The following is a 26,188-nucleotide window of genomic DNA, read 5'->3' on the forward strand; positions in this document are numbered from 1 at the left end:
GTGGTCCACACGCATCTGGGATACTCGATGCGATCCGCGGGCAGCCGCCGCGGACGGAGACGCCCTCGGCGCGCGGGGCGCCGAGGCACCCCCGAGGAGTGCTGTGCCGAAGTTCCACACGTTGTTCCGGGCGGCCGTGGTGGCGTTGACCGCCGCCGGGCCCTGCTGGTCACCCCCACCGCCGCGTCGGCCGAGGTCGTGGACGGTCCCTGGGTGATCACGCCCCTGAGCGTGGCGAGCAAGTGCGTCGAGGTGAACGGCGCCAACCCGAACAACAACACCCAGATCGACATCTGGACCTGCCCCACCGGCGTCACACCGCTGCACCTGCGCTGGGAGTGGGTGCACCTGTCCAACGGCTTCTTCCGGCTGCGCAACAAGCTGTCCAACAAGTGCGCCAACATCAAGGGCAACGTGCTGGAGAACAACACCAAGATCGTCGAGTACACGTGCGGCGCCAGCAACAGCGTCAAGAACGACCAGTGGAAGCCGTTCCTGATGCTGCAGGGCAGCGTCGACTACTACCAGATCGTGAGCATCGCGGACGTGCGGATGCGCCTCAACGTCCAGGGCAACTCCACCGCCAACGGCGCCGACCTGGTCCTGTACCGGTGCCAGAACCCTGGCGTGCCGAACGACCTGTTCACCTGGAAGCCCGCGACGGTCTGACCCGCCCGCCGGCCCCGGGCACCCGCCGTCAGCGGCCCCGGGGCCACCGGTTCCAGGCGTTCCTTCCTGGCGTCGCGGCGTGGACCGGCAAGCTCGCCACCGTCTATCGGCTCGCCGGGCACGCGATGAAGCACGACGGGCACGTGGTGTTCCCCGGCGACCAGCTGTATCGCCTGTCCATGGACCTCGGCACCGGACCGCCGGGGTCCTCCTCGCCCTCTGCGGCGATGTCTTCCGCGCCGGGGTCGGCACGAGCTTCCGCTGACCCCGGAACCGGCCGCACGGCGCCTACCGGCGCGCGGTGCAGGCCGGGCGGTAGGGGCGGTCGCCGAGGTTCGCGGACCACTCCGCCCGGGTGAGGACCCGGCCGGCCGCGCAGATGCGCTGCTGCGCCGCCCGCGCGTCGAGGGTCCAGGCGATCAGGCGGCCGTCGTCGCCGCCGGAGATCAGCCCGCCGGTGGTGAAGCCGAGGCCGCGGATCCGGGCGGCGTGGCCGCTGAGCCGGGCCACCGGCCGGTGCCCGGCGACGTCCCAGACGATGACGGTCCGGTCGTCGCCGGCGGACGCGAGGAGCCGCCCGTCCCGGCTGAACGCGACCACCTGCACGGGTGCGGTGTGCCCGGCGAGCTCGGCGACCTGCTGCCCGGTGGACGCGTCCCACAGCTTCACGGTCCGGCTGTCGCCGGCGGTGGCGTAGCGCGACCCGTCGGGGGTGACGGCGATCGACTGCACCGCCCGCTGGCCGGTGTTGACCCGGGCGAGCTGCTCGCCGGTGGCCGCGTCCCACGTGTTGACGTAGCCGCCGACGCTCGCGCCGAGCAGCCGCCGCCCGTCGGGGGTGAAGGCGAGGGAGGTGACGATGCGGCTCGGGAACTTCGCCGTCACGTCCACCGGCCGGTCCGGCTGCCGCACGTCCCACACGACCGGCGCGAACGTGGCGGTGGCGAGCAGCCCGCCGCCGGGGTCGAACGCGACGTCCGTCGTCGGGCCGCCGGACCGGGCCGCGAACGGTGGTGCGGCGTGCCCGCCGCCGGCGACGTCCCAGACGGTGACGACGCTGGTCCGGGTCACCGCGGCGAGCCGCCGGCCGGTCGGGTCGAAGGCGACGGCGGCGACCTCGTCGGGGTGCCCGGCGAGGGTGGCGAGGGGGCGGCCGTCGGCCTGCCAGAGCCGGACCACGCCGTCGCCGCCGGCCGCCGCGACGGTCCCGCCGTCGGGGCTGACGGCGAGGTCCCGCACCGGTGCGGTGGCGCCGCCGAACGCGGCGGCGGTCAGGTCCCGCACGACGATGACACCGTTGAACCCGGCGGACGCGAGCATCGTCCCGTCGGCGCTCAACGCCACCGACACGGTTTCGGTGCGGCCCCGGTCCTGGTACGTGCGCAGCGGCAGGCGGGTGCCGAGGTCCCAGACGGTGACGGCGCCGTTCTCGTCGGCGACGGCGAGCCGCCCGTCCGACGGGGCGGAGATCGTCCAGGAGGTGCGGCCGTCGGCGGGCAGCGGCGGCAGCGGCTTCGGGGTGCCGCCGGCGACGTCCCAGAGGCGCACGCCGTCGGTCTCGGCGGAGCCGGCGAGGACGGTGCCGGTCGTGGCGAAGACGAGCTGGGCGACCGGGCCGCCCGGCAGGTCGACCGCGCTGGGGGTGCCGGCGAGGTCCCAGAGCCGGCCGGTGCCGTCGGTCGCGGCGAGCCACCGGCCGTCGGCGCTGAAGCTGAGCGACGCCACGCCCGCCGACCGTCCACCGAGGACGGTGCGTTGTGCGGTGCGCAGGTCGTGGACGGCGATGCCGCCGGGCACGCCGACCGCCACCTTGCCGCCGTCGGGGCTGAACGCGAGCGCGGAGGTCATGCCCTCCTCGGCGAACCTGGCCAGCTCCTGCCGGGTCGTGGTGTCCCAGACGGCGACGGATCCATTGGTGCCGTCGAAGCCCGCCGTCGCGAGCCTGGACCCGTCGGCGTTGAAGGCGACCCCGGCGGCCCGGACCGGATGCCCGGCCAGGGTCGCGACGCGTTGCCCGGTGACGGGATCCCAGAGCCCGACGGTGCCGTCGTTGGCGGACGCGGCGAGCAGCGGCCGGGTCGGGGCGAACGCGACGGCGGCGATGGGCGGGCCGCCGGTGTTGAGCTCGGTCCGGCGGGGTGCGGCGGCGGCGCTGAGCACGCTGCCCAGGGTCTCCACGTCCGGGTGCAGCCGCGCCGCCTCGACGGCGAGGAGCCCGGCGAGCCCGGGGTCGGTGTCCAGCAGCGACCGGGCCCGCAGCGCCAGCTCCCCGGCCAGCGCCGCCGCCTCCTGCCGCCGGGCGTCCTGCCGCTGCCGCACGGCGATGCCACCGCCGAGCAGCGCGAGGACCAGCAGCGCCGCGACCCCGGCGACGAGCCGCCGCAGCAGCCGGGCCCGTTTCCGGGCGGTGCGCTGCTCGGTCTCGGCCCACGCGTTGCTGGCGCGCAGGAACTGCCGCTCGAGCCGGTTCAGCTCGCCGGCCCGGTCCTCGGCGAGCCCGCGGGCGGCGACGAGCTGCGCGCCCCGGTAGAGGGCGCCGGTGTCGCCCTCCAATGCCGCCCAGGTCTGCGCCGCTTCCGTCAGCCGCCGGTGTCCGGCCAGGTCGGCGCGGTCGTCGGTGAGCCAGCGGTGCAGCCTGGGCCAGCCCCGGATGAGCGCCTCGTGGGCGACCTCGACAGTACCGTCGCCGAGGACGACCAGCCGGGCGTCGGCGAGATCCTGCAGGACCCGGCCGGTGACCGCCTCGTCGGCGACCCCTTCCAGCTCGTCCCGGCCGATCCGCCGGCGGGTGTCCTCGGTGCCGTCGCCGAGCGCGGTCAGCCGCACGAAGATCCGCCGGGCGGCCCGCCGCTCGGTGTCGTCGAAGGCGGCGTGGACCCGCTCGGCGGTCTGCGCGATCGCGCCGTGGACGCCGCCGATCGCCTGGTACTCCCGCAGCGTCAACGCGGATCCGGTGCGCCGCTGCCAGGTGGCCAGCAGCGCGTGCGACACCAGCGGCAGCGTGCCCGGCTCGTCGCCGACGTCGGCGAGGATCGTCGCGAGGAGGTCCGGGTCGACGGTCAGCCCGGCCCGCGCCGCCGGCCGGGTCACGATCTCGCGCAGGTCCGCGCCGCCGACGGGCCCGACGAGGACGGTGCCGTCGTCGCCGAGCGCGGCGAGGAGGTCGGCGTGCTGGGCGAGCCGGCCGAGGAAGTCGGCGCGCAGACCGAGCACGACCGTGGTCCGCCGGTCCGGCCCCTGGCTCACGTCGAGGAGCGCGCCGACGAACGCCCGCCGGGCGTCGCGGTCGGTGCAGGTGGTGTACAGCTCCTCGAACTGGTCGACGACGAGCAGCGCCCGCGCGCCGGGCGGCCCGCCGGCGAGCGCGCCGCGGATGGCGGTGTCGGCGGCGGCCGGGTCCCGCTCGAGGTCGTCGCGGAGCCGGTGCCGGTCGGCGCCGGACAGCTTCGCGATCTCGCCGGACAACGCGTCCAGCGGCTGCGCGCCGGGGGTGAGCAGCATCGTGCGCCACCCCGGGTCGTCGGTGAGTGCCCCGATCAGCCCGGCGCCGAGCAGCGAGGACTTGCCGCTGCCGGACGCCCCGAGGACCGCGACGAGCGGCGCCCGCCGCACCTTGGCGAGGAGGCGGTCGGCGAGCGCGTCCCGGCCGAAGAACCAGCCGGCCTCCTCCGCCCGGTACGCGGTGAGCCCGAGATACGGCACCGGCTCCAGGGGCGCCTCGGCGGGCCCTTCGGTCCGGGCCAGGGCCTCCTCGGCCGCGGCCCAGCGGGCCGCCCACTCGACGGCGTCCCCGCCGCACGCGACGGCGTAGGCGACGGTGACCTCCCGCGACGGCAGCCGGTCGCCCTTCGCCGCCTCGGCGAGGGTGCTCGCGGAGAAGTGCGCCCGCCGCGCCAGGACCCGGTAGCCGGGCCCGCCGGCCTGCTCCCGCAGCTGCCGCAGCTGCCACGCGAGCCGCTGCACCGGCCCCGCCTGCGGATCGACGGGCTTCTCGGGCCGCCCCACGGTCACCCCACCACTGCTCGTCTATTGTCCGGCGTTGTTTGTCCGGCGCCGCACAACCTACCGGTCAACCCGCCGAGGGCCCAGCGTGATCTTTCACGGAAGGGAGGAAACCCGACCGGACGCACGGCACCGCGGCACATCGCGCATACGGCCTTGGGGGAGGCTGCGATGGTGGCCCCGGCGGTCCCGGCCGGGCGACGCCACCGCACTCGCGGTCCCGGCGTTTCGCGGTGCCGGCGTCCGGCCGGCCGTCCGGCCACCGGGCTGAACGGGGGGAGCCGCCCGCCGGCGGCTCCGGCAGCCCGGTGGCCGCCCTGGTGGCCGCACAGGTGGCCGCCCGGTGCCTCAGTGCCCGAAGCCGCCGGTGCCGAGCCCGGCGAAGCGGTCGTCGTGGTCCCGCAGCTGGCTGTACGCGTGCAGCTCGCTCCAGAACGGGATCTGCCCGATGGGCCACTGACCGGTCGGCACGGTCCCCTGCCCCCGCTCGTCGGGAAGGTCGGCCAGTGTCACGGCGACGACCTGGCAGTCGGCCTGGACGAGGCGGAACACGGGCGAGGCGTCGGTGGCGGCGATGTACAGGTAGCCGAAGAGCGGGATCAGCGGCGGCACGCGCGCCAGTGCACGCCGCGCGACGGCGATCCGATCCGTGGCCTCCCGTGGCGGCGCACCCCACGCGTGCCACCAGAAGCCGTTCTCCTCCACGTCGAACACCAGCCCGTCGACCGGGGCGCCGATCAGGAGCCGGGTCTGTGTCTCGTCCCGCAGCCGCCAGTCCGAGAAGTGCGACACGGGCCGCCGCCACGGCTGCGGCGCGACGAACACCGGGATCGGGTGCGCCCGGCCGAGCACCGTGCGCCACAACGGCGGGAAGCGCACACCGAAGGTCTCCTCGGCCCGCCGGAGCTCCTCCTCGGACAGCCCGGCCTCCACGGCGCAGAACGGCCGCGCCGAGATCCACTCCACGATCCGGTCCGCCGTGTCCACCGGTCCGGGCGCCGCCCGCACGTCCGGCGGGCCGCCGCCGGCGCCACGATGACCCGGCGCCCCCGCGCTCCACGACCCGTCCATCGGCTCCCTGTCAGCTGCTCGCGCCCGCCCGGCACCGGGCGGGCATCGGATGTCCAGCCGTGACGGTACCGCCCCCCGCCCTCAGCAACCCGCGATCAGCCGGAGGGCGGGTGCGGTGGGATACTGCATCGATGGGTCGCACTGTGGTGGTCACCGGGGCGAGTTCCGGGGTGGGGTTGGCGGCGGCGGTGCAGTTCGCCGCGCAAGGCGACCAGGTGGTGCTCGTCGGGCGGACCGAGGAGCGCCTCGACGCGGCGGTGGAGGCGGTGCGGGCCGCCGGCGGCGGCCGTGAGCCGGGCCGCTTCCGGGCCGACTTCGAGCGGCTCGCCGAGGTGCGGGACCTCGCCGGGTATCTCGCGGACACGTGTCCGGTGATCGACGTGCTGGCCAGCAACGCCGGCGGCATGATCGGCGGCTACCGGCGGACGGTGGACGGCTTCGAGGCGACGATCCAGGGTAACCATCTCGCCCCGTTCCTGCTCACCGGGCTGTTGCGGGGCCGGCTCAGGCGGGTGGTGTCCACCGCGTCGCGGGTGCACACGCAGGGCCGGCCGGACCCGGACGACTTCACCGGCGACCCGGGCACCTACCGGTGGGGCAGGGCGTACGGGGCGGCGAAGTCCGCCAACATCCTGTTCGCCGCGGAGGCCGCCCGCCGCTGGCCGGACGTCACCAGCGTGTCGTTCCACCCGGGTGTCGTGCGGACGAACTTCGGGGAGGGCCCGGTGCGGCTCGTCTACCGGTTCGCGCCGTTCCTGACCACCCCGCAGAAGGCCGGCGCGCTGCTGGTCTGGCTCGGCACGGTGCCGGCGGCGGAGCTGACCGACGGCGGCTACTACGTCGGTCACAAGCTGACCAGGCCCGCGCCGCACGCCGCCGACCCGGCGGCGGCGGCCAGGCTCTGGGAGGCGAGCGCCGCCGCCGTCGGTCTGTGAGACGCACCCGCGGCGCGACTACCGCGCCTGGAGCGGCAGCCGCAGGTAGGAGGCGTGCCCGCCGCCGGTGTGGATGACGTGCTGCCCGCTGTTGGCGGGGGTGTATTCGACCAGCCGCGGCATCATCGGCCCGAGCGGGTTCCGGCCGCTGATCACGACGCGGAGCTGCTCGCCCGGGTGGAAGAGCAGGCCGATCGGCAGCAGGTCGATCTCGACCTCGACGATCTCGCCGGGGGCGAGCTTCTCCACCCGGTCGAAGCTGTGCACCGGGACGTCGGCTGAGGACTGCGTCTCGTCGAGGTGCCGCAGGGAGATCCGCAGGCGGCCGTCGGATCCCTTGTACCGCAGGATCGTGGCGCCCCGCTCGGTGAGGTCCTGCATCATCGCGCCCTGGTTGGGGGTGGTGAACGCCTGCAGCGGCGTGCCGTACGCGTCGAGCTTCTGCACGAGCACGAACAGGTCCATGTCGTCGGCGCCGCGGGCCTCGACCCACAGGTGCGCCTTCGGGTAGCCGACGAGGACGGTCTCCTCCTCGAAGCGGGTCACGAACGAGACCACGTCGGGGTTCGCGCCGATGGTGTACGCCGCCGGTACGTCATCCGCCGGCGCGGACGTGACGAGGCCGCGGGTGCGGCCGTCCAGGTAGAACCTCGCCGGTGTGACGCCGGCCGGCGGGAACGCGTCCGCGGCCACGTTCACCCGGTCGCCGCCGCGCAGGTCGAGCAGCGAGTACCGCACGCGCGGCGTCTCCTGCCAGCCGTTGTCGACGCCCTTGAGGTAGTGGTCGAAGAACCGGCGCAGGTCCTCGACGTTCGCGTCGTCGTAGTAGTCCGGCCACTCCTGCGTGTTGTGCACGCGCAGCCACTTGTCGGCCGAGGCCATGCGCCGCCACGCGCGGAACGTGCCCGCGGTGTGCAGCGTGTTGGAGTAGCTGGCCACGACGTACGCCGGGACGGTGATCCGGTCGAAGTCGGGGATCTTGTCCGCCCACAGCGCGTCCATGAGCGGGTGCCCCTCGGCCTCCGCGAGGATGTCCTCCTTCTGGCCGAGCCCCCAGAAGCTGAAGTCGCGCAACTGGCGGGCGAACCCGGTGTCGGGCATGCCGCCGCGCAGCACCAGGTCGCGGTACACGTCGCTGACGCCCTCCCACGGGTTGATCGCGACGAGGTGCGGCGGCTGCTCGGCGGCGGTGAACCACTGGGACGCGGCGAGGTAGGAGGTGCCGCTCATCGCGACCTTGCCGGTGCACCACTCCTGCCCGGCGAGCCATTCGATGAGGTCGTAGCAGTCGCGGCCCTCCTGCCGATCCCACAGGACGCTGTCGCCCTCGCTGTTCGCGACGCCGCGGACGTCGGGGTTGCAGATCGCGTAGCCCCGCGCGCACCAGTACGCCGGGTCCGGTGCCTCGAACTTCGCCAGCCCCGACATGATCCCGTTGTCGAGGCCGACCAGCCCGAACACGCCCATGACGCTGGCCGAGGTGCCCTGGCCCTTGCCGTACGGGCTCCACGCCACGATCACGGGCACCGGCTCGGTCCCGGCGGGCCGCAGCACGTCCACGTAGATCGTGACGCCGTCCCGCAGCGTCACCGCGACGTCCTTGTCCAGGACGATGTCGACCGGGATCGGCCGGAACGGCGGCGCGATCCGGAAACCCGCCGCCAGGGTGCGGGTGCCCGGCTCGAACCCGCTCAGGATCCCGTACCGGTCGCCCGGCTGCAGCGGCTGCGACGGCATGTACATCTTCATGGTCGGCTCCATCTCTCTGCGTTCCACAAAAATATAAACACGCGTTGAGATTCGGCGGCAAGGGTTCCGGCCGGGCGATCTCAACGCGTGTTCATAAACCTGGTATTTCGAAAACGATGGATATCCGGAGGGTTGCGGCCGCAGCCTGGGTCACCATGAGACGAGTTCGTGATGCGGTGGTCCTCGCGGTCGTGGCCTTCGTGGTGGCACCCGTGGTGGCGCTCGTCGCGCCGGCCCCCGCCGCGGACGCGGGCACCGGCCGGCCCGTCGACGGCGGGGGAGCGATGTACCCCCGCGCGGTCCGGCTCGGCGACGGCCGGGTGCTGCTCACGATGACCCAGTTCCCGCCCGGCGGCCCGGTCGGCGCGATCTACGAGAGCGTCCGCGACGGCGGCGGCTTCCAGCGGGTCGGCACGGTCGCCGACCCCGACGCCCGGCAGGGCCTGTGCTGCACGACCCTGTTCGAGCTGCCCCGGGCCGTCGGCGGCCTGCCCGCCGGGACCCTGCTGTGGGCCGGCGCCGCAGGCCAGGACGGCGGCACCGAGCGGCGGATGGCGATCCGGCTCTGGGCCAGCAACGACACCGGGCGTAGCTGGCGGCTCCTGTCGACGATCGCCCGCTCAGGCAACGGCGGCGGGCTGTGGGAGCCGGAGCTGTTCCTCGACGCGACCGGCCGGCTCGTCGCGCACTTCGCCGACGAGAGCCAGCCCGGCCGCAGCCAGGTCATCGTCCAGGCGACCTCCGGCGACGGCGTGAACTGGACGCCGCGCGTCCCGGTCGTCACCGGCCCGCAGCCCGGGCACCGGCCCGGCATGCCCGCGGTGCGGCGGCTGCCCGACGGCCGCTGGCTCCTCGCGTACGAGGTGTGCGGCTTCGGCGGGCAGTACGACTGCGCGGTCCGCTCCCGTACCTCCGCCGACGGGACCACCTGGGGCGACCCGGCGCGGCTCGACCCGGTCGTCACCGCCGCCGACGGCCGCTACCTGACCGCCACCCCGACCCTCGCCACGACCGCCACCGGCCGGGTGCTGCTCATCGCGCAGCGGGTCCGCAACGCCGACGGCACCGACGCGGCGGTCAACGGCCGCGCCATGTTCACCAGCCTCGACAACGCCCGCGGCTGGTACGTCACCGCCGTGCCCGTCGCGGTCCCCGGCGCCCGCACCGCCGTCTGCCCGAACTACAGCCCCGTCGTCGTGCCGACCGTCGACGGCACCGGCGTGCTGCAGGTGACCACCGACGACACCGGCTCCGGCTGCCTGGCGAGCTACGGCGAGGCGCTCCTGCCGCCGTCCTCGGCCCGTGCCGGCCGGCTCACCACCGGCGGCGGCGCCTGCGCCGACGTCGCCGCGGGCGGCACCGCCAACGGCAACGCGGTGCAGACGTGGCAGTGCAACGACGCGCCCGTGCAACGCTGGACGCTGCGCCCCGACGGCTCCCTGGAGGCCCGCGGCCGCTGCCTGGACGTGCCCGGCGCCGCGACCGCCGCCGGCACCCCGCTGCAGATCTGGGACTGCAACGGCTCACCCGCCCAGCAGTGGCTGCGCCGCGCCGACGGCAGCCTCCTCAACCCCAACTCCGGCCGCTGCCTCGACGCCCCCGGCGGCAACACGGCCAACGGCACCCGCCTGCAGCTGTGGGACTGCAACGGCGCGGCGGCGCAACGCTTCCCGTTCACGCCCGTCGTGGACCGGCCCGCCGCGCTGGCGGCGGGCCGGACCGTGGCGCTGCGGGCGACCACGCCGGGCTTCACCGACCGGTACCTGCGGCACACCGGCGACGCCGTGGTCACCGCCACCGGCCCGGCCACGTTCACCGTCCGCGCGGGCCTCGCCGACCCGGCGTGCGTGTCGTTCGCCGCGACCGACGCGCCCGGCGCCTACCTGCGCCACCGCAACCTCGAGCTGCACCTCGACCCGTCCGCCGACACCGCCCTCTACCGCGCCGACGCCACCTTCTGCCCCGAGACGGTCGCCGCGGGCGTCAGGCTCCGCTCGTGGAACTTCCCCGACCGGTACGTGCGGCACTACAACTCGGCCGGCTTCATCGCGGCGCCGGGGGGCGGCAGCCCCTCCGACGCCGTCGCCGGCTTCGACGCCGACGTGACCTGGCAGCTCATCGGCTGACGCCGCCCGGCCACCGCCCGCGCCCGGTCGTCACAGGGTGGTCTCGCCGTTGAGGCCGAAGAAGTCGTGCCATTTGGCGCCGCCGAGGAAGGCGGTGCCGGTGGAGAGGCCGACGTACACGTCGTTGGTGGTGCCCTTGGTGAAGACGATGATGTCGTCCTTGCCGTCGCCGTTGACGTCACCCAGGTAGGGGAACTCGCCGGTGAGGCAGAAGAAGTCGTTCCATTTGACGGTGGTGCCGGCGAAGCCGGTGCCGGTGGAGACGGCGGCGTAGACGTCGGCGTCGGCGTTGCAGGTGAAGGTGACGATGTCGGCCTTGCCGTCGCCGTTGACGTCGCCGACGCGGGGTTGTTCGGCGCCGACGGCGAAGAGGTCGTGCCACTTCTGTGCGGCCCCGAACGAGGAGCCGTTGGACAGGGCGACGATCACGTCGGCGGCGGATGCCGGGCCCTGGGTGAAGGTGATGATGTCGGCCTTGCCGTCGCCGTCGACGTCGCCGACCGCCGGGTACTCGCCGGGGATCGAGAAGAACTCGTGCCACTTCACGCCGGGGCCGAAGCTCGTCCCGGTGGACAGGGCGACGTAGACGTCGGCGGCGGCGTCGTGGGTGAAGGTGATGATGTCGTCCTTGCCGTCACCGTTCACGTCACCCACGGCCGGGACCTCTGTGCCGGGGGCGAACCAGTCGTGCCATTTCGCGCCCGGCCCGAAGCTGGAACCGTTGGACAGTCCCACGTACACGTCGCCGAGGGTGCCGCCGGTGAAGGCGATGATGTCGTCCTTGCCGTCACCGTTGAAGTCGCCGGTCAGCAGCGCCTCGCCGTTCAGGCCGAAGAAGTCGTTCCACTTCACCGACGTACCGGCGAACGCGCCGCCGGTCGACGCAGCCACGTACACGTCGTTCAGGGTGCCCCGGTTGAAGGCCACCACGTCGTCCTTGCCGTCGCCGGTGAAGTCGGTCGGCGACCCGGCCAGGTAGCGGTCGCCCGACCCCTGCCCGCAGTTGTCGCTGACCAGGAACTTCTGGTTGTACTGCCCCGGATACGGCGCGAGCGAGACACCGTTGATCGAGATGACCTGCCCCACGCCGTTGAACAGCTGCTCGTAGTGCAGGTGCGGGCCCGAGGAGTTGCCGGTACTGCCGGTGATCCCGATCTGCTGGCCCTGTTGCACGTACGCGCCGTCGGGCACCGAGTAGGCGCTCAGGTGGAAGTGGTACGTCGTCCAGCCGCCGCCGTGGTCGATGGAGACGTAGTTGCCGGCGCCGCCGGGCTGCGACAGGCGATGCACGACCCCGGCCGCCGTGGCGACCTGCGGCGTGCCGTTGGTGGTGCCGTCGGTGCGGACGAAGTCGAGGGCCTGGCGCACCTCGGCGCTGTGATGGTCGTAGGTCCAGCGCTGCCCGCAGGGGAACGGCGCCTTGAACAGCGGCGCGGCCGCCGCGGGGGAGGCCGTGACCAGCACGGCGGTGATCGTGGACGCGGCAAAGGTGAGGAGGGCGACGAGCAGTCGCTGGACACGGGACATGCGCGGGCTCCTGTCGACCGTGGACGGTGGCGCCAGTGAACCGCCGGAAATCGCCAACTGTCAATAGCTTGCCGAGTGTCAGTGATTGACGGAAAGAAGTTACGGAGAACCCTCGCGGGAAATCGATTTCTCGCGTACGCTCGGCCTCTCGTCATGTCGATGGACGTCACTGGAGTCGCCATGCGCCCGTTGCTTCGCCCCCTGCTGGTGGCCGCCCTGCTGGCCGCGGCCGGCACGACCCTGGTGGCCGGTCCGGCCGCCGCGGCGCCCGAGCCGGGCATGAACGTCGTCTGGTCGACCGACTTCGGCAACGGCTGGGCCGGCTGGCTGAGCACGCCGTGGAACGACCAGCCGCAGGGCGTCGTGCAGCGCCCGACGATCCAGAACTCGCCCGACGGGCAGGGCAGGGCCGCCCGTTTCGCCCTCGGCGGCGGCCAGCAGCGCAACGAGTCGCAGCCCACCGCGGCGCAGAACATCACCGAGGGGCAGACCTACATCGTCCGGTTCACCGACTACCTGCAGGCCGGCTTCCCGACCGCCACCGGCGACTGGCAGGTCGTCATGCAGTTCAAGAACGCGTCCACCGGCTCACCGCCGGTCGAGATCAAGATCGGCCGCGGGAAGTACATCCTCGGCGGCAACAACGGCGCCTGGCACTACGACATCGGCGACGCCGTCACGGGCCGGCCGATCACGATCACGGTCCGGATCACGTTCTCCGCGAACGCGAACGCGGGTGTGATGGACGCCTGGTACAACGGCACGCAGACGGTGTCCGGCGCACACCCCACCGGCGCCGGGACGCTCTACTCAGGACAGTCGAGCTACCTGAAGACCGGCCTGTACCGCAGCACCGCCATCACCCAGCCCGGCGTCCGCTACATGAAGAGCCTCGTCATCGGCACCCCGGGCAGCACGCCGCCCCCGCCGGTCGGCGGCGAGTATCACGCGGGTTCACCGACCGACTTCACCGGCGACGGCAGGGCGGACATCGTCACGTTCACGAAGGGCACCCTCAACGACGTGTACGTGGCGGCGTCGACCGGCGGTGCGTTCGCCGGTACCTCGGTGAAGTGGAACGACTTCTTCGGCCTCACCGGTGAGACCCCGCTGACCGGCGACTTCAACGGTGACGGCAAGGACGACATCGTCGTGTTCACCGGTGGCACTCTCGGCGACGTGTACGTCGGGCTGTCCAACGGCACGTCGTTCGGGGCGGGCGTGAAGTGGCACGACTGGTTCGCCCCCGGCGCGGAGGTCCCGGCCGTGGGTGACGTGAACGGTGACGGCAAGGACGACATCATCACCTTCACCCACGACGCCGCCGCCGACGTCTACGTCGCCCTGTCCACCGGTACGTCGTTCGCGCCGGCCGCCAAATGGCACGAGTTCTTCGCCCCGGCCGGGGAGTACCCGGCGGTCGGGGACGCCGACGGCGACGGCAGGGCCGACATCATCACGTTCACCCAGGGCAGCTCCGCCGACGTCCACGTGGCGAGGTCGACCGGGACGTCGTTCGGACCGGCCGCCCTGTGGCACGACCTGTTCGCCGTGGGCAGCGAGCAGCCGCGGGTCGGCGACGTCAACGGCGACGGCAAGGCCGACATCGTCACCTTCACCTGCAACGCCGACGCCGACGTCTACGCCGCCGTCTCCACCGGCACCGGCTTCGCCGGCACCACCGTCAAATGGAACGACTTCTTCTGCCTCACCGGCGAGTTCCCCTACCTGGGTGACGTCAACGGCGACGGCAAGGACGACATCATCGTCTTCACCAAGGGCACCACCAACGACGTGTACGTCGGCCTCTCCACCGGCACCGCCTTCCTCGGCGGCGCCAAATGGCACGACTTCTTCGGCCTCAACGGCGAGACCACCCTGTAGGGGTCGCCGGCGGCGCTACGGGGCTGGCGGGGCGAAGCCGTCGAGGAGGAGCCGGAGGCCGAACTCGAACAGGTCGGTGTCCTCGGCCGCCAGCGCGGTGCCGCGGACGAAGCCGGCGGCGGTCGCGGCGACCAGGGCCGCGGTCTCCGGCGGCAGGCCGTGGCCGGTCATCGTGCGCGCCGCCCATGCCGTGTGGGCGGCCACGTGCGGGGTCAGCGGGGACGGCTCGAACGACACGGTCCCGGCGAGCCAGGGGTGCCGGCCGTACAGCTGCCACTGCGTGCGGCACAGCGACCCGAGGTCCGCCCGCCAGTCCCCGGAGGCCGCCGGCGGCGGGTGGTCGGCGAAGACCGCGTCGGCCATCATGGTCTCCAGGGCGGCGCGGCTGCCCACGCGCTTGTGGACCGTCATGACAGCGAGGCCGAGGCGCTCCCCGACCAGGCGCATCGAGACGCCCGCGAGGCCCTCGGCGTCGGCCAGGTCGATCGCGGCGCGGACCACCCGGGCGGTGTTCCCCGGGCCGGGCGGCGGCGCGGGCCGCCAGTCCAGCGCGACGTCGAGGGCGTCCGCGGTCACCACCATCCCGTGGAAGCCGCTCACCTTCTCGGCGAGGCCCTCGTCCCGCATCATCCGCAGCGCCCTGAAGGCGATGTGCATCGAGACGTCCCACTCGCGCATGATGTCCTTGAACGACAGGTCGTCGTCCGGCTCCAGCCCGCCGTCGATGATGCGTTGCCGCAGCATCGCGACGATGTCCGCCGCCACCAGGGTCACCGCCGCCTCCCACCGGCCGCCGCCGCGAACCCGTCGAGCAGGTGCCGCAGGCCGAACTCGAACAGCTCCTCGTGCGCCGGGCCGGTCGCGTGGCCGCGCACGAAGTTCGCGGCGGTCGTGGCGAGCCGCCGCGCGGTCTGCCGGTCCTCGCCGGCCAGCGCGCGCACCGCCCACTCCAGGTGCCCGGCCAGGTGCGGGCCGAGCCGCGGCTGCTTGAAGGACACGGCTTCGGCGAGCCACGGGTGCCGGCGGTACATGCGCAGCTGCACCCGGCACAGCGCCTCCAGCTGTGCCCGCCAGTCCCCGGCGGGCTCCGGCGGCGGGTGCTCCGCGAAGACCGCGTCGGCCATCAGGACCGCCAGCCGGTCCCGCTCGCCGACGTACCGGCGCAGCGTCACGACGTCCGTGTCGAGCTGGGCGCCGATGCGCCGCATGGACGTCGCGGCGAGCCCGTCGGCGTCGGCGAGCTCGATCGCCGCGCGCACGGCCCGCGCCCGGATCTCCGCGTCGGGCCGGGCAGGGCCGCGCCGCCTGGCGTCGGCCCGCCACCCGGACGCGATCGCGGGCGCCTGCCCGCTGACGACCAGTCCCGTCCCGCCGGGCGCGTCCTCGACGAGACCGTCCTGCCGCAGCATCGCCAGTGCCCGCTCGGCGGCACCCACGGCGACACCGAGCTCGCGCGCGACGTCCGCGCCGGACGGCACGGTCCCGCCGGGCCGCAGCCGTCCCGCGACGATGCGCTCGCACAGTGCGTCGGCAACGCCCGCCGCCGCTCGTGTCACGCAACCTCCCCGCCGGTGCCGAAGCGGCAAGTCTAGTCACCGGCGGACAGCACGGCGGGGTCAGGCCGAGCGAGCGCCGGACGGCAGGAGCCGTTCCAGCCGGTCGAGGGACTCGTGCATGTTGACCTCTGTCGTCAGGTCGTGCGCCGCGGGGATCGTCAGCCAGCGCAGCAGTGCCGCCGGGTTCTCCGGGCGGGCGTCGTCCGGGGTGGCGGTCGCCAGCACGTACCGGACGTCGGCGTGCTCGTGGGCGGGCTCGCGGTCGTTGGCGGTCACCGGCACCACGACGACGTGCAGGATCGAGGGGTCCGGCCACGGGGTCAGGTCGCGCAGGCCGGTCTCCTCGGCCGCCTCGCGCAGCGCGGTCACGAGCGGGTCGTCCTCGCCCGGGTCGACGTGGCCGCCGACGTGCAGCCACGCGGACTGCCGCACGTGCCAGCGCAGCAGGACCCGCCGGGACGGTGGGTGCACGACGAGGGCGGAGCCGGTGATGTGCAGCGGGGCCGTGCGGCCGAACGCGTCGGCGGCGGTGCGCAGCGCGCGGACCCGGGCGAGGTCGGACGCCTCCTCGGCGTCGCCGGGCCGGTACTGCTCGAGAGCGGTGAAGATGGACACGGAACAGCAATCTACGTCGGACGGGGGCCCGGCCGTGACGCCCGGGCCCCCGTCCGGCGGGCCGGTCAGAAGACCTTGCGGGCCGGGCCGAGGCGCAGCAGGACGGTCTCGCCGGTGGCGTCCTGGACGCCGTCGTTGTCGGTGATCGCGTAGACCTGGCCGTCGCCGCCGATGGTCAGGCCCTCCAGCTTCTCCTGGGTCCAGCCGTTGTCGGCGCGCAGCGCCGGCAGCACGTCGACCGCCAGGCGCTTGCGCAGCACCGGCAGCGTGCCCGCGGCCGGGTCCCGCCCGGGGACGGTGACCGTGTAGACCCGCTTGATCCGCGCGTTGGGGCCGTTGAGCTTGTCGCGCTCGATGACCGCGAGGGTGTGCTCGTCGACGGCGACGATCTCGGACAGGCCGATCCAGTCACCCGGCGTGGTCGTGGTCTCCAGCTGGTAGCCGAACCACACCCAGGCCTTGGTGGCGACGTCGTACCGGCCGATGCGGACCACGCCGCGGGGGTCGGTGCTCAGCTCCCGCTGCAGCGCCACCCAGACGTGCTCGCCGGCCCGGTCGGTGGTCGCGGAGACCCCCTCGATGCCCTGCTTGGCCAGGCCCGCGGCGACCGCCGCCGGCAGCGGCACCGTCTCCACGGTGCGGCCCGCGGCGTCCAGGCGGACGAGCTTGTTGCCGTCGCCGGTGGCGCCCTCCACACCGAGCCAGAAGCCGCCCTGCGGGCGGGCGGAGATGCCCTCGGCGTCGTAGCCGACGGGGGCGCCGGCCGCGTCGGTCACCGTCAGCTCGGCGGTGATCTCGGCCGGCGTGGCGCGGGTGTCGAGGGTGAGGATCCGGGTCGGCGTGTTGGCCGCGTCCGTCACCGTGTACAGCTTCGACGGCTTGCCGGGCACCGGCGACAGCGCGCCGAGCGCGCCCCAGCCGATGCCGGCCGGGCTGGTCACGGTCGGGAAGCCGGGCTTGTCGCGGCCCAGCTCGAACAGCGACACGCTGGAGCGGACGTTGACCGACGCGTCGTCCTCCTCGCTGGACACGGCGAGCAGGCCGCGCGACGGGATCGGCAGCAGCCCCTCGGGCCCGTTGGTCGTCGGCAGGATCTGCCGGAAGACCGGCCGGGCCGGGTTGCTCAGGTCGTAGACGGCGACGAAGTTGCTGCGCTCCGAGCCGACGAACGCGTAGCGGGTGCCGCGGAACGTCGCGATGGCGAGCCCCTCCGGCTCGGTGCCCTTCTTGCCCGCGCGGTCGTCGTTGTGCAGCCCGTACGTGACGGCGAGCCGCTCGAACGTGTTGCCGGCGTCCCAGACGACCCGGCCGGTCCACGTGTCGAAGACCGTCCAGCCGCGGGTGCCGCCCTTCCAGTCGCCCTCGTTGGCGGTGGCGACGTACCGGTCGTCGACCCAGCCGACGGCGTCGGGCTCGCGGGGCTTGCCGGTGATCTGGCCGCTCAGGTCGATCCTGCCGTCGTCGGCGACGTCGATGCCCGTGACCGTGGCGGTGCCGGCGCTGAACGCCTTCACCAGCCGGCCGGTGCGCAGGTCGACGACGACCAGGCCGTTGTTCTCCTGCAGCGTCACGACGAGCTGGTCGCGGGAGTTGATCGAGACGTACTCCGGCTCCGGGTCCCCGGGCGCGGTGATCCCGGCGGCGGCGAGCACGTCCTCGGGCAGCGCCACCCTGCGCACCGACCACCGGGCCGGGTCGTCCGACGGCAGGTCGACGATCTGCAGGTACCCGCCGGGCGCCTGCGGCAGGTCGCCGCCGTTCACGTCCTCGTCGCGTTCGTTCTCGATGGCGATCGCCGCGTACCGCCCGGTGCCGCTGAGCGCGATCGAGTCGGGCTGCCCGCCGAGGTCGATGGTGCGCACGACCGTGCGGTCGGCGATCCGGACCACCTGCAGCACCCCGGACGGGTCGGTGAAGCTCGCACTGGTGTCGACGACGACGAGGGCGTACCGGCCGCGGACGGTCACCGACGTCGGCTCCCCGGCCACCGCGAGGGTGCCGAGGCCCTTCGGGCGGCGCTCGTCGGAGATGTCGAGGAACCCGATCCGCCCGGCGAGCGCGTCGGTGTAGATCAGCGTCCGCCCGTCGCCGGTGACGGCGGAGATCTCGGCCGCGGTCGCGGCGGCGGCGTCCTCGCCGGCCGGCCGGTTCTGGAAGACGGGATACGTGGCCTGCCGGCTCCACGCGTCGGAACGATTCGAATGTGCGCCTGCCGTGGTGCCGGGGACCAGCCCGGCGGCGGTCACCGCCAGGGTCACGAGCGCGGCGGAAATCTTGCGTTGGGACATGCGCCATGACGCTCGCAGCCCCCGGCGACGCCCACCGGTCCTGCGGGTGAACGCCCGGTGAGCGCCGCCGTACCACCGGACCGGCGGCCCGGGAGACGGGACAGCGGGGATCGACGCGTTTCCTTACACTCCGGCGGGTGATTTCCCGCCGAGCGCTTCTGCGCACGTCCGCCGCCGCCGCGGTCGGGGTGGCCGTCCCGGTCCTGGCCGGTGCCGCACCCGCCCGCGCCACCTTCCCCGGCCCGCAGCGCGGCACGACCTACCACCGCAACGGGCTGATGTACCTGCACATCCTCGGCCGGAACCTGTACACCGTCCCGTCGGAGGCGTTCGCCGCGACCTGGTCGCCGGACGGCAGCCGTTTCGTGTGCGCCGCCGGCGACAAGCTGTGGTCGATGCGGACCGACTCCCGGCCGGCGGTCGAGGTGGGCAGCGACCCGCGCCGGTTCCTGCAGCCGGCGTTCACCGAGGACGGCCGGTTCGTCATCTACCAGTCCGAAGGGCGGCTGCGCATCATCGCCTCCGAGGGCGGCTCGATCCTCGGCGACGTGTTCCTGTCCGAGCCGCATCCCGGCACCGACGAGTACCCGGCGGTGTCGGTCACCGGGCAGGTCGTGTTCGACCGCGGTGTCCCCGGCGCCCAGCGCGACCTGCGCCAATGGGTCAGCGAGCGGGAGTCGAGGCTGCTGATCGCCAACGCCCGGCAGGCGTGCTTCTCACCCGACGGCACCGAGCTGCTGTTCGTGCGGGCCGGCGCCGACCAGACCGACCTGCAGATCTGGCGGGCCGCCGCCGACGGCACCGGCCAGACGCAGCTGACCAACGCCGCCGAGCACGGTCAGGTCAACCAGGAGCCGGCGTGGTCGCCGGACGGCAGGTCGCTGATGTGCCGGTCCAACGCCGCTCCGGGAGCGCTGGACGAGGTCAACCAGATCCTCATCTCCGGTTGGCCGGCCGGCAGAATGACCCTCGGGTCCGCGCCGAGCTGGCAGCCGGGCCGCCGCAACACCGTCCGGCGGGTGTGGGGCGCGAACCACATCGAGACCGCGGTCGCCGCGTCGCGGTACTCCTTCGCCGACGGTGCCGCCGGTGCGGTCGTGCTGTCGCGCAGCGACCAGTACTACGACGCGCTCGGCGGCTCGGCCCTCGCGATCAGCCGCGACGCCCCGCTGCTGATCACCGAACCGGCCGGGCTCAACCCGGCGGTCCTCGCCGAGATCAGGCGGGTGCTGCCGACCAGCCCGTCGGCCCGCGGCCGGGTGTACGTCCTCGGCGGCCCGCTGGCCCTGCCGCAGCACATCGTCACCGCGCTCGTCGCCGCCGGGTACGACGCGGTCCGCCTCGACGGCGCGAACGAGTTCGCCACCGCGGTGCGCATCGCCGACGAGAAGGAACCCGACCCGGTCCTGGTGACCGTCGCGACCGCCCACATGTACCCCGACGCGCTCGCCGCGGGCACCGGCGTCGGCGCGCTCGACGGCTCGACGCTCGTGTTCTGCGACGGCGACCGGCTGCCCGCCGAGACCCTCGGGTACCTGCGCCGGTTCGACCCGGAGGCGGGGATCCTCGTGCTCGTCGGCGGCTGGGCGTCCCGGGCGGTGGAGGCCGCCGTCCGCGCGGGGCAGCTGCCGGGCTGGCCGGCGTGGGAGCGCCTGCGGGCCATCAGCCTGGTCGGCACCGACGCCGAGCACACCGCCGCGCTCGTGGCGAAGTCGTTCTTCACCTCCCCGGCGGTCGCGGCGGTCGCCACGAACGCGAACTGGTACGACGCCCTCACCGGCGGCGCGATGGTCGGCCGGGCCGGCGGGCCGCTGCTGATCAGCTCGCCGAACGCGTTGCACGCGCGGCCCGCGCAGTACCTCGCGGACTGCTCGGCGAGCATCGAGGAGGGCATCGTCCTGGGCGGCCCGCTGGCGATGCCCGCGACGCTGATCCATGTCGTGGGCGACAACGTCACCGACGCCGGGAACTGGGACCCCACCGAGACCACGGCGTCCAGCCCGCACCCGGCCGGGACCCGGACGGTCACGGCGGCCGGCCGGTACGCCGCGTTCGCCCGTCCCACCTTCGAACCGTCCCGGGTCGCCGGCCGATAGCGGGGACATCCTCCTCGCGGGCGTCAGCCGACGTGGACCAGCGGGCGGCGCTCCGGGTCGGGTTCGGCCTCGCGCAGGACCTCCCGGGTGACCGGGGCGATCTCGCCGTCGCCGAGGAACAGGAAGCGCAGCAGGTACACGACCGGGTTGCCCTCGGTCCAGTTGAAGTAGATGTGGGGCAGGTCGCCGGTCTCGTCGCGCAGGTGCAGCAGCAGGGCGGCGATCGCGTTGGCGATGGTCGGACCGCTCACTCTCAGGATGCGGTACCCGAAGCGTTCCTCGCCGGTGACGTGCAGCGCCGCTTCGAAGTCGGACGGGTCGGCGACGGTCACCTCGAGGAACAGCGGCCAGGACCGGGCCGGGATGTGGTTGTGCTTGCGCTGCTCGAACTCCTTGTCCCGGTACTCGGCCTCGTCGCGGGCGTCGGGCTCGTTGGCGATGATGCGGATCTCGCCCTCCTCGGCCGCCTCCTCGACGAAGCGCCGCGCGAGCGGGTCGAGCCGGACCTCGGTGACCCGCAGCTCGGTGACGCGCAGGATGCGCGACAGCAGCGACGTGGCCACGATCGCGAGGATGAACAGCGAGGCGATCTTGACGCCGTCAGGGCGTTCGATGACGTTGTCGACGGTGGTGTACGCGAAGACGGCCGTGACGACGGCGAAGGCGACCGCCGTCCTGCGGTGCCCGCGCCGGCGGGCCGACATGGTGACCGCGACCGCGGCCGAGGTGATCAGGACGAGGACGCCGGTGGCGTAGGCGCCGCCCTGGGCGTTCACGTCGGCGGCGAAGACGACGGTGATGAGGAACGCGATCAGGGTGAACACGATGACGAGGGGGCGCACCGCCCGGGTCCACCTGGGCGCCATGCCGTAGCGCGGCAGGTACTGCGGCACCAGGTTCAGCAGGCCGGCCATCGCCGACGCGCCGGCGAACCACAGGATGAGCACGGTGCTGATGTCGTACACGGTGCCGAAGCCGTTGCCGAGGTACGAGTGGGCCAGGTACGCCAGGGCCCGCCCGTAGGCCCTGCCGCCCTCCTCGAACTCGGACTGCGGGATGAGCAGCGTGGTGACGAAGCTGCTGGCCACCAGGAACACGCTCATGATCACGGCGGCGGTGGTCAGGAGCCGGTGCGCGCCGCGGATCCGGGCGCGGGGCTCCTCCGGGTCGTCGCCGGGGTCCCCCTTGACCAGCGGCATGACCGCGACGCCGGTCTCGAACCCGGACAGGCCGAGCGCGAGCTTCGGGAAGACGAGCAGCGCCACCAGCACGATGCCGAAGACGTCCGGATGTTCGGTGCTCAGCAGCGCCCGCCAGTCGGCGACCACGTGCGGGTGCGCGGCGACGTGCTGCAGGGCGACCGCGACGACCACCGCGTTCAGCGTCAGGTACACCACGACGATCCCGACCGCGATCCCGATCGCCTCCTTGAAACCGCGCAGGAACACGGCACCGAGCAGGGCGATCAGGACCAGCGTCACGACCACCTGCTCGCCGTGCAGGCTCCGCGGAAGGTACGGGTTCTCCAGCACGTGGGCGGTCGCGTCGGCGGCGGACAGCGTGATGGTAATGATGAAGTCGGTGGCGGCGAAACCCAGCAGCGCCAGGACGAACAGCTTGCCGGTCCACCGGGGCAGGATCCGCTCCAGCATGGCGATGGAGCCCTGCCCGTGCGGGCTCTCCCGGGCGACCCGCCGGTAGACGGGCAGCGCGCCGAGCAGCGTCAGCAGCACCAGGATCAGGGTGGCCAGGGGCGAGACCGCGCCCGCGGCGAGCGCGGCGATGCCCGGCTGGTAGCCCAGCGTGGAGAAGTAGTCCAGGCCGGTCAGGCACATCACCTGCCACCACGGCCGCTGGTGCGCGGGGTGCGGCCTGGCGTGCGGGCCGCCACCGGACTGCTCGGCGTTGAGGTCCTCCAGCAACCACCCACGGAGCCCGCGCCGGGACGTCTGCTGTCGCGCGGGCCGCCGCACCGAGGTTCCCTCCGCCTGCACCACCGAGGTTCCCTCCGCCGTCGACGCCTGCCGGATCCATCGTCACCCGGTGCCGATCGGTTGGCGCGCCCGGCGGCGTTAAGAACGCGACAAGATCCGCGATGCCGCCGCGCCGCGTCAGTCCCCGCCGTGGTCGGCGTCGCGGGACAGCAGGTCGGCGATCGACTCGCGGCGCACCAGGGTGCGGGCGTGCCCGCCGGCGACGGCGATCAGCGGCGGCCGGCCGACGAGGTGGTAGTTGCAGGCCCGGGAGTGGTGGTAGGCGCCGGTGCCGGCGACCGCGAGGAGGTCGCCCGGGCGCACGTCGGCGGGCAGCCGCAGGGCGGGCACGACCACGTCGTCGACGTCGTTGTGCCGCCCGACGACGGTCGCCGGCGCCAGACCGGCCCGGCCGGCCCGGCCGATGAGCGCGGCGGTGTGGGCGCCCCCGCACAACGCCGCGGACGGGCAGTCGGACATGCCGCCGTCGACGGCGACGACCCGGCGGCCGTCCTGGCCGCGGACCACCGACATGACGCGGTACAGGGTGAGCCCGGCGCGGGCCACGACGGCCCGTCCCGGCGACACGGTCAGCGCGGGCTCGGCGAGCCGGTGCCGGCCGAGCTCGAGGCGCAGGACCGCGCGGATGCGGGAGGCGAACGCGTCGAGGGCGAAGCCGAGGTCGGCGCCGCGGTAGGCGACCGCGTGCCCGCCGCCGAGGTTGACCTGTGCCACGCCCACGCCGTGGCGGGCGTGCGTCGCGGCGCAGAACTCGACGACGCGGCGCACCTCCCGCTCGTACACGCTGAACCGGCCGACCTGATGCCCGACCGAACAGTCGAACCCGGCGAGCCGCAGGCCCCGCTGCCCGGCGATGCGGGCGACCGCGGTCTCGGCCTCACCGGTGCCGATCCGGAGACCGAACCGGTGGTCGGAGCCGCCGGCCGGCTCCGGTCCGGCGAGCACCCGCAGCAGCACCCGCTGCCCGGCCGGTGCGGACGCGGCGAGCCGGGTGATCTCCGACAGGGACTCCACGACGATCGTGCCGACCCCGGCGGCGTAGGCGGCGTCGAGGTCCTCCGGGGTCTTGGCGCTGCCGTACAGCACGACCCGGTCCATCGGGAAGCCCGCCGCCCGCGCGACCCGCAGCTCACCGGCGGAGCCGGCGTACAGGCCCAGGCCTTCCTCGGCGATCCACCGGGCGACGCCGACACTGAGCAGGGCCTTGGCGGTGTAGGCGACCCGTGCGGTGCCGAAGGCGGCGAGGTACTGCCGGCAGCGCAGCCGCACGTCGGCCTCGTCGACGACGTAGGCCGGCGCGCCGTGGGCGGCGGCGAGCCCGGTCAGGCCGACGCCGCCGACGACGAGGTCGCCGTCGCCGGCCCAGCGCGCGCCGGCCGGCCAGACGCCGCCGTCGAGCGACGCCCGCAACGACGCCCGCAACGACGGGATGATCTCGGCGAGGGTCATCGTCCTGCCCTCCGCGGCGGGCGGTGGCGGCGGGCCGCGTGCGGCACAGGGGTCAGGTCCGCCCGGCGGACGACGAGGTGGGTGGTCATGGCTCCACGCTGGCACCGCGGGCCGGGCGGGCCAAGGGGTCCATACGCGATCCCTACGCGCCTTGACGGTTCCGATACGCGCGGCGCCCGTCAGGGCTGGAAGCGGTAGCCCATGCCGGGTTCGGTGAGCAGGTGCCGCGGCCGGGCGGGGTCGTCCTCGAGCTTGCGGCGCAGCTGCGCGACGAACTGGCGCAGGTAGTGGACCTCGTTGACGTACGTGGGGCCCCACACGTGCCGGAGCAGCTCCCGGTGGCCGATGAGCCGGCCCGGGTGGTGCGCGAGGAGGTCCAGGAGCCGCCATTCGGTGCGGGTCAGGTGCCGGCGTTCCCCGTCGTCGCGGCGGGCGTCGAGGGTGGTCAGGTCGACGGTGTACCGGCCGATGCGGACCTGGGCCACGTCGTCGGCGGTGCCGTGGCGGCGGGTGACCGCGCGGAGCCGGGCGAGGAACTCGCCGATGTCGAAGGGTTTGGTGACGTGGTCGTCGGCGCCGGCGTCGAGGGCGTCGATCTTGTCGGTGCTGCCGCGCCGGCCGGACAGCACGATGACCGGCACCGGCGTCCACGCGCGCAGCGCCCGGATGACCTCGACACCGTCGATGTCGGGCAGGCCGAGGTCGAGCACGACGACGTCGGGATGTTCGGTCTCCACGGCGGTGATCGCGTGGGTACCGTCGGCGGCGGTGACGACGTCGTAGTGGCGGGCCTGCAGGTTGATCCGCAGGGCACGCACGATCTGGGGCTCGTCGTCGACGATGAGGACGCGGGTCATGTGCTGCCTTCCGCCGGGCCGCGCGCGTGAGGGAACTCGTCGATGTGCCGGAGCAGCGCGGCATCGGCCTGCTCGTCGAGGTCCGCGGTGCGCAGGGTGAGGGTCATGGTGAGTCCGCCGCCGGGGGTGTGTTCGGGTTCGAGGTGGCCGTGCATGGCTTCGGCGAGGCCGCGGGAGAGGGCGAGGCCGAGTCCGACGCCGGTGGTGTTGTCGTGGTCGCCGAGGCGTTGGAAGGGTTGGAAGATGCGGTCGTGGTCGGTGGTGGGGATGCCGGGTCCGTGGTCGATGACGCGGATTTGGACGTGGCCGGCGTGTGTGCTGGCGGTGATGAGGGGTGGTTGTCCGGTGGGGCTGTGGCGCAGGGCGTTGGCGAGGAGGTTGACGATGATGCGTTCCAGCAGGGCCGGGTCGGCGTGCGCGTCGGGCAGGTCGTCGGGGATGTTGACGCGGACGCCGTCGGCGGGGTCGCCGAGGTCGGCGATGCTGTTGGTGACGGCGTCGGCGACGTTGAGCTGCTGCGGGTGCATGCCGAGGGCGCCGGCTTGCAGGCGGCTCATGTCGAGGAGGTTGTCGACGAGGCGGTTGAGCCGGTCGAGGGATTCTTCGGCGGTGGCGAGGAGTTCGTCGCGGTCGTCGGTGGTGAATTCGACGTCGTGGCTGCGGAGGCTGCCGACGGCGGCTTTGGCGGAGGCGAGTGGGGTGCGTAGGTCGTGGCTGACGGCGGACAGCAGGGCGGTGCGGACTTTGTCGATTTCGGTGAGGTTGCGGGCTTCGGCGGCTTGTTCGGTGAGTTGTTGCTGGCGTAGTGCGATGGCGGCGTGTGCGGCGAACGCTTCGATGAGGCGCCGGTCGGCGGCGGCCAGGGTCGGGCCGCGCAGCACCAGGGACAGTTCCTCGTCGATCGGGACCTCGCTCTCCCCGTCGGCGGGCGACGCGCACGGCCGGCCGCCGGCGTTCGCGGCGACCCGCCACGCGCCGGTGTCACGGTCCTCGTCGGTGTCCCGCTGCAGCAGGGTCACGCTGGTCAGGCCGAACGACTCACGGACCCGTTCGAGAAGGGCCGGCAACGGCCGGTCGCCGTGCAGGACACTCCCGGCCAGGGTCGACAGGGTCTGCGCCTCCGTGCGCGCCGCGGCCGCCTCCCTGGTACGCCTGGCCGCGAGGTCGACGACCGTGGACACCGCGACGGCCACCAGGACGAACGCCAGCAACGCGAACAGGTTCTCCCGCTCGGCGACGGTGAAGCGGTGCAGCGGCGGGGTGAAGAAGTAGTTCAGCAGCAGGAAGCTGCCGACGGCGGCGAGCAGCGCGGGCCACAGCCCGCCGGTGAGCGCGACGGCGACGGTCAGGATGAGGAACGCGAGGATGTC

At 73.8% G+C, this 26,188-nt stretch carries 17 protein-coding genes; 5 read left to right on the top strand and 12 right to left on the bottom strand.

Annotated elements, in window-relative coordinates; genetic code table 11:
• Positions 1–213: 213 nt before the first annotated feature.
• Positions 214–669, top strand: a complete 456-nt coding sequence (locus ACZ6TV_RS25850) for an RICIN domain-containing protein (RefSeq protein WP_465299827.1) — start codon at positions 214–216, stop codon at positions 667–669.
• Between the two features lie 288 nt (positions 670–957).
• Here the strand turns inward: ACZ6TV_RS25850 and ACZ6TV_RS25855 are convergent, their stop codons facing one another.
• Both ACZ6TV_RS25855 and ACZ6TV_RS25860 read right to left on the bottom strand, forming a co-directional pair.
• Positions 958–4,680 carry an nSTAND1 domain-containing NTPase gene (locus ACZ6TV_RS25855; RefSeq protein ID WP_465299828.1) on the bottom strand — a complete coding sequence of 1,241 codons (3,723 nt, stop codon included), beginning with the start codon at positions 4,678–4,680 and terminating at the stop codon, positions 958–960.
• 339 nt (positions 4,681–5,019) lie between these two features.
• Complete coding sequence (locus ACZ6TV_RS25860) at positions 5,020–5,742, bottom strand: hypothetical protein (protein WP_465299829.1); 723 nt, start codon at positions 5,740–5,742, stop codon at positions 5,020–5,022.
• 131 nt (positions 5,743–5,873) lie between these two features.
• On the opposite strand from ACZ6TV_RS25860, the gene ACZ6TV_RS25865 reads away from it, so the two are divergent.
• Positions 5,874–6,677: an SDR family NAD(P)-dependent oxidoreductase gene (locus tag ACZ6TV_RS25865; protein WP_465299830.1), complete on the top strand. Its 804-nt coding sequence runs from the start codon at positions 5,874–5,876 to the stop codon at positions 6,675–6,677.
• 18 nt (positions 6,678–6,695) lie between these two features.
• On the opposite strand, the gene ACZ6TV_RS25870 is transcribed toward ACZ6TV_RS25865, so the two are convergent.
• Positions 6,696–8,426, bottom strand: a complete 1,731-nt coding sequence (locus tag ACZ6TV_RS25870) for a CocE/NonD family hydrolase (protein WP_465299831.1) — start codon at positions 8,424–8,426, stop codon at positions 6,696–6,698.
• 155 nt (positions 8,427–8,581) lie between these two features.
• On the opposite strand from ACZ6TV_RS25870, the gene ACZ6TV_RS25875 reads away from it, so the two are divergent.
• Positions 8,582–10,552 carry an AbfB domain-containing protein gene (locus ACZ6TV_RS25875; RefSeq protein WP_465299832.1) on the top strand — a complete coding sequence of 657 codons (1,971 nt, stop codon included), beginning with the start codon at positions 8,582–8,584 and terminating at the stop codon, positions 10,550–10,552.
• Between the two features lie 30 nt (positions 10,553–10,582).
• On the opposite strand, the gene ACZ6TV_RS25880 is transcribed toward ACZ6TV_RS25875, so the two are convergent.
• Positions 10,583–12,079 (bottom strand): FG-GAP-like repeat-containing protein, encoded by a 1,497-nt coding sequence (locus tag ACZ6TV_RS25880; RefSeq protein WP_465299833.1) that lies wholly within the window; start codon positions 12,077–12,079, stop codon positions 10,583–10,585.
• 159 nt (positions 12,080–12,238) lie between these two features.
• Here ACZ6TV_RS25880 and ACZ6TV_RS25885 point away from each other — a divergent pair, with 159 nt between their 5' ends.
• Positions 12,239–13,963, top strand: a complete 1,725-nt coding sequence (locus ACZ6TV_RS25885; RefSeq protein WP_465299834.1) for an FG-GAP-like repeat-containing protein — start codon at positions 12,239–12,241, stop codon at positions 13,961–13,963.
• 15 nt (positions 13,964–13,978) lie between these two features.
• Here ACZ6TV_RS25885 and ACZ6TV_RS25890 read toward each other — a convergent pair whose 3' ends face one another.
• The 4 genes from ACZ6TV_RS25890 to ACZ6TV_RS25905 all read right to left on the bottom strand — a co-directional run bounded on the left by ACZ6TV_RS25890 (position 13,979) and on the right by ACZ6TV_RS25905 (position 18,422).
• Positions 13,979–14,737 carry a GntR family transcriptional regulator gene (locus tag ACZ6TV_RS25890; RefSeq protein WP_465299835.1) on the bottom strand — a complete coding sequence of 253 codons (759 nt, stop codon included), beginning with the start codon at positions 14,735–14,737 and terminating at the stop codon, positions 13,979–13,981.
• The gene (locus ACZ6TV_RS25895) at positions 14,734–15,519 is read right to left on the bottom strand and encodes a TetR/AcrR family transcriptional regulator C-terminal domain-containing protein (protein ID WP_465299836.1); all 786 of its coding nucleotides are present in this window, start codon (positions 15,517–15,519) and stop codon (positions 14,734–14,736) included. The genes ACZ6TV_RS25890 and ACZ6TV_RS25895 overlap by 4 nt, the downstream gene beginning before the upstream one ends.
• 60 nt (positions 15,520–15,579) lie before the next feature.
• Positions 15,580–16,134: an NUDIX hydrolase gene (locus ACZ6TV_RS25900; protein WP_465299837.1), complete on the bottom strand. Its 555-nt coding sequence runs from the start codon at positions 16,132–16,134 to the stop codon at positions 15,580–15,582.
• A gap of 65 nt (positions 16,135–16,199) precedes the next feature.
• The gene (locus ACZ6TV_RS25905) at positions 16,200–18,422 is read right to left on the bottom strand and encodes an esterase-like activity of phytase family protein (RefSeq protein ID WP_465299838.1); all 2,223 of its coding nucleotides are present in this window, start codon (positions 18,420–18,422) and stop codon (positions 16,200–16,202) included.
• 137 nt (positions 18,423–18,559) lie between these two features.
• On the opposite strand from ACZ6TV_RS25905, the gene ACZ6TV_RS25910 reads away from it, so the two are divergent.
• Positions 18,560–20,518 carry a cell wall-binding repeat-containing protein gene (locus ACZ6TV_RS25910; protein WP_465299839.1) on the top strand — a complete coding sequence of 653 codons (1,959 nt, stop codon included), beginning with the start codon at positions 18,560–18,562 and terminating at the stop codon, positions 20,516–20,518.
• A gap of 23 nt (positions 20,519–20,541) precedes the next feature.
• On the opposite strand, the gene ACZ6TV_RS25915 is transcribed toward ACZ6TV_RS25910, so the two are convergent.
• The 4 genes from ACZ6TV_RS25915 to ACZ6TV_RS25930 all read right to left on the bottom strand — a co-directional run.
• A complete protein-coding gene (locus tag ACZ6TV_RS25915; RefSeq protein ID WP_465299851.1) occupies positions 20,542–22,437 on the bottom strand; it encodes an APC family permease in 1,896 nt (631 codons plus the stop codon).
• Positions 22,438–22,629: 192 nt separating this feature from the next.
• Complete coding sequence (locus ACZ6TV_RS25920; RefSeq protein WP_465299840.1) at positions 22,630–23,961, bottom strand: diaminopimelate decarboxylase family protein; 1,332 nt, start codon at positions 23,959–23,961, stop codon at positions 22,630–22,632.
• A gap of 179 nt (positions 23,962–24,140) precedes the next feature.
• Positions 24,141–24,818, bottom strand: coding sequence for a response regulator (locus ACZ6TV_RS25925; RefSeq protein ID WP_465299841.1), 678 nt, complete (start codon positions 24,816–24,818; stop codon positions 24,141–24,143).
• Positions 24,815–26,188, bottom strand: a 1,374-nt coding sequence (locus tag ACZ6TV_RS25930; RefSeq protein ID WP_465299842.1) for a sensor histidine kinase, incomplete at its 5' end; no start/stop codon positions are given. The genes ACZ6TV_RS25930 and ACZ6TV_RS25925, both read right to left, overlap by 4 nt.

The sequence above is a fragment of the Dactylosporangium sp. NPDC051087 genome, from assembly GCF_055586325.1.

Bases quoted from the DNA above. Each gene is read 5' to 3' on its own strand.
- ACZ6TV_RS25865 (WP_465299830.1), top strand. From the start codon at position 5,874: ATGGGTCGCACTGTGGTGGTCACCGGGGCGAGTTCCGGGGTGGGGTTG.
- ACZ6TV_RS25880 (WP_465299833.1), bottom strand. From the start codon at position 12,079: ATGTCCCGTGTCCAGCGACTGCTCGTCGCCCTCCTCACCTTTGCCGCG.
- ACZ6TV_RS25920 (WP_465299840.1), bottom strand. From the start codon at position 23,961: ATGACCCTCGCCGAGATCATCCCGTCGTTGCGGGCGTCGTTGCGGGCG.
- ACZ6TV_RS25905 (WP_465299838.1), bottom strand. From the start codon at position 18,422: ATGTCCCAACGCAAGATTTCCGCCGCGCTCGTGACCCTGGCGGTGACC.
- ACZ6TV_RS25860 (WP_465299829.1), bottom strand. From the start codon at position 5,742: ATGGACGGGTCGTGGAGCGCGGGGGCGCCGGGTCATCGTGGCGCCGGC.
- ACZ6TV_RS25870 (WP_465299831.1), bottom strand. From the start codon at position 8,426: ATGAAGATGTACATGCCGTCGCAGCCGCTGCAGCCGGGCGACCGGTAC.
- ACZ6TV_RS25885 (WP_465299834.1), top strand. From the start codon at position 12,239: ATGGACGTCACTGGAGTCGCCATGCGCCCGTTGCTTCGCCCCCTGCTG.
- ACZ6TV_RS25925 (WP_465299841.1), bottom strand. From the start codon at position 24,818: ATGACCCGCGTCCTCATCGTCGACGACGAGCCCCAGATCGTGCGTGCC.
- ACZ6TV_RS25875 (WP_465299832.1), top strand. From the start codon at position 8,582: ATGAGACGAGTTCGTGATGCGGTGGTCCTCGCGGTCGTGGCCTTCGTG.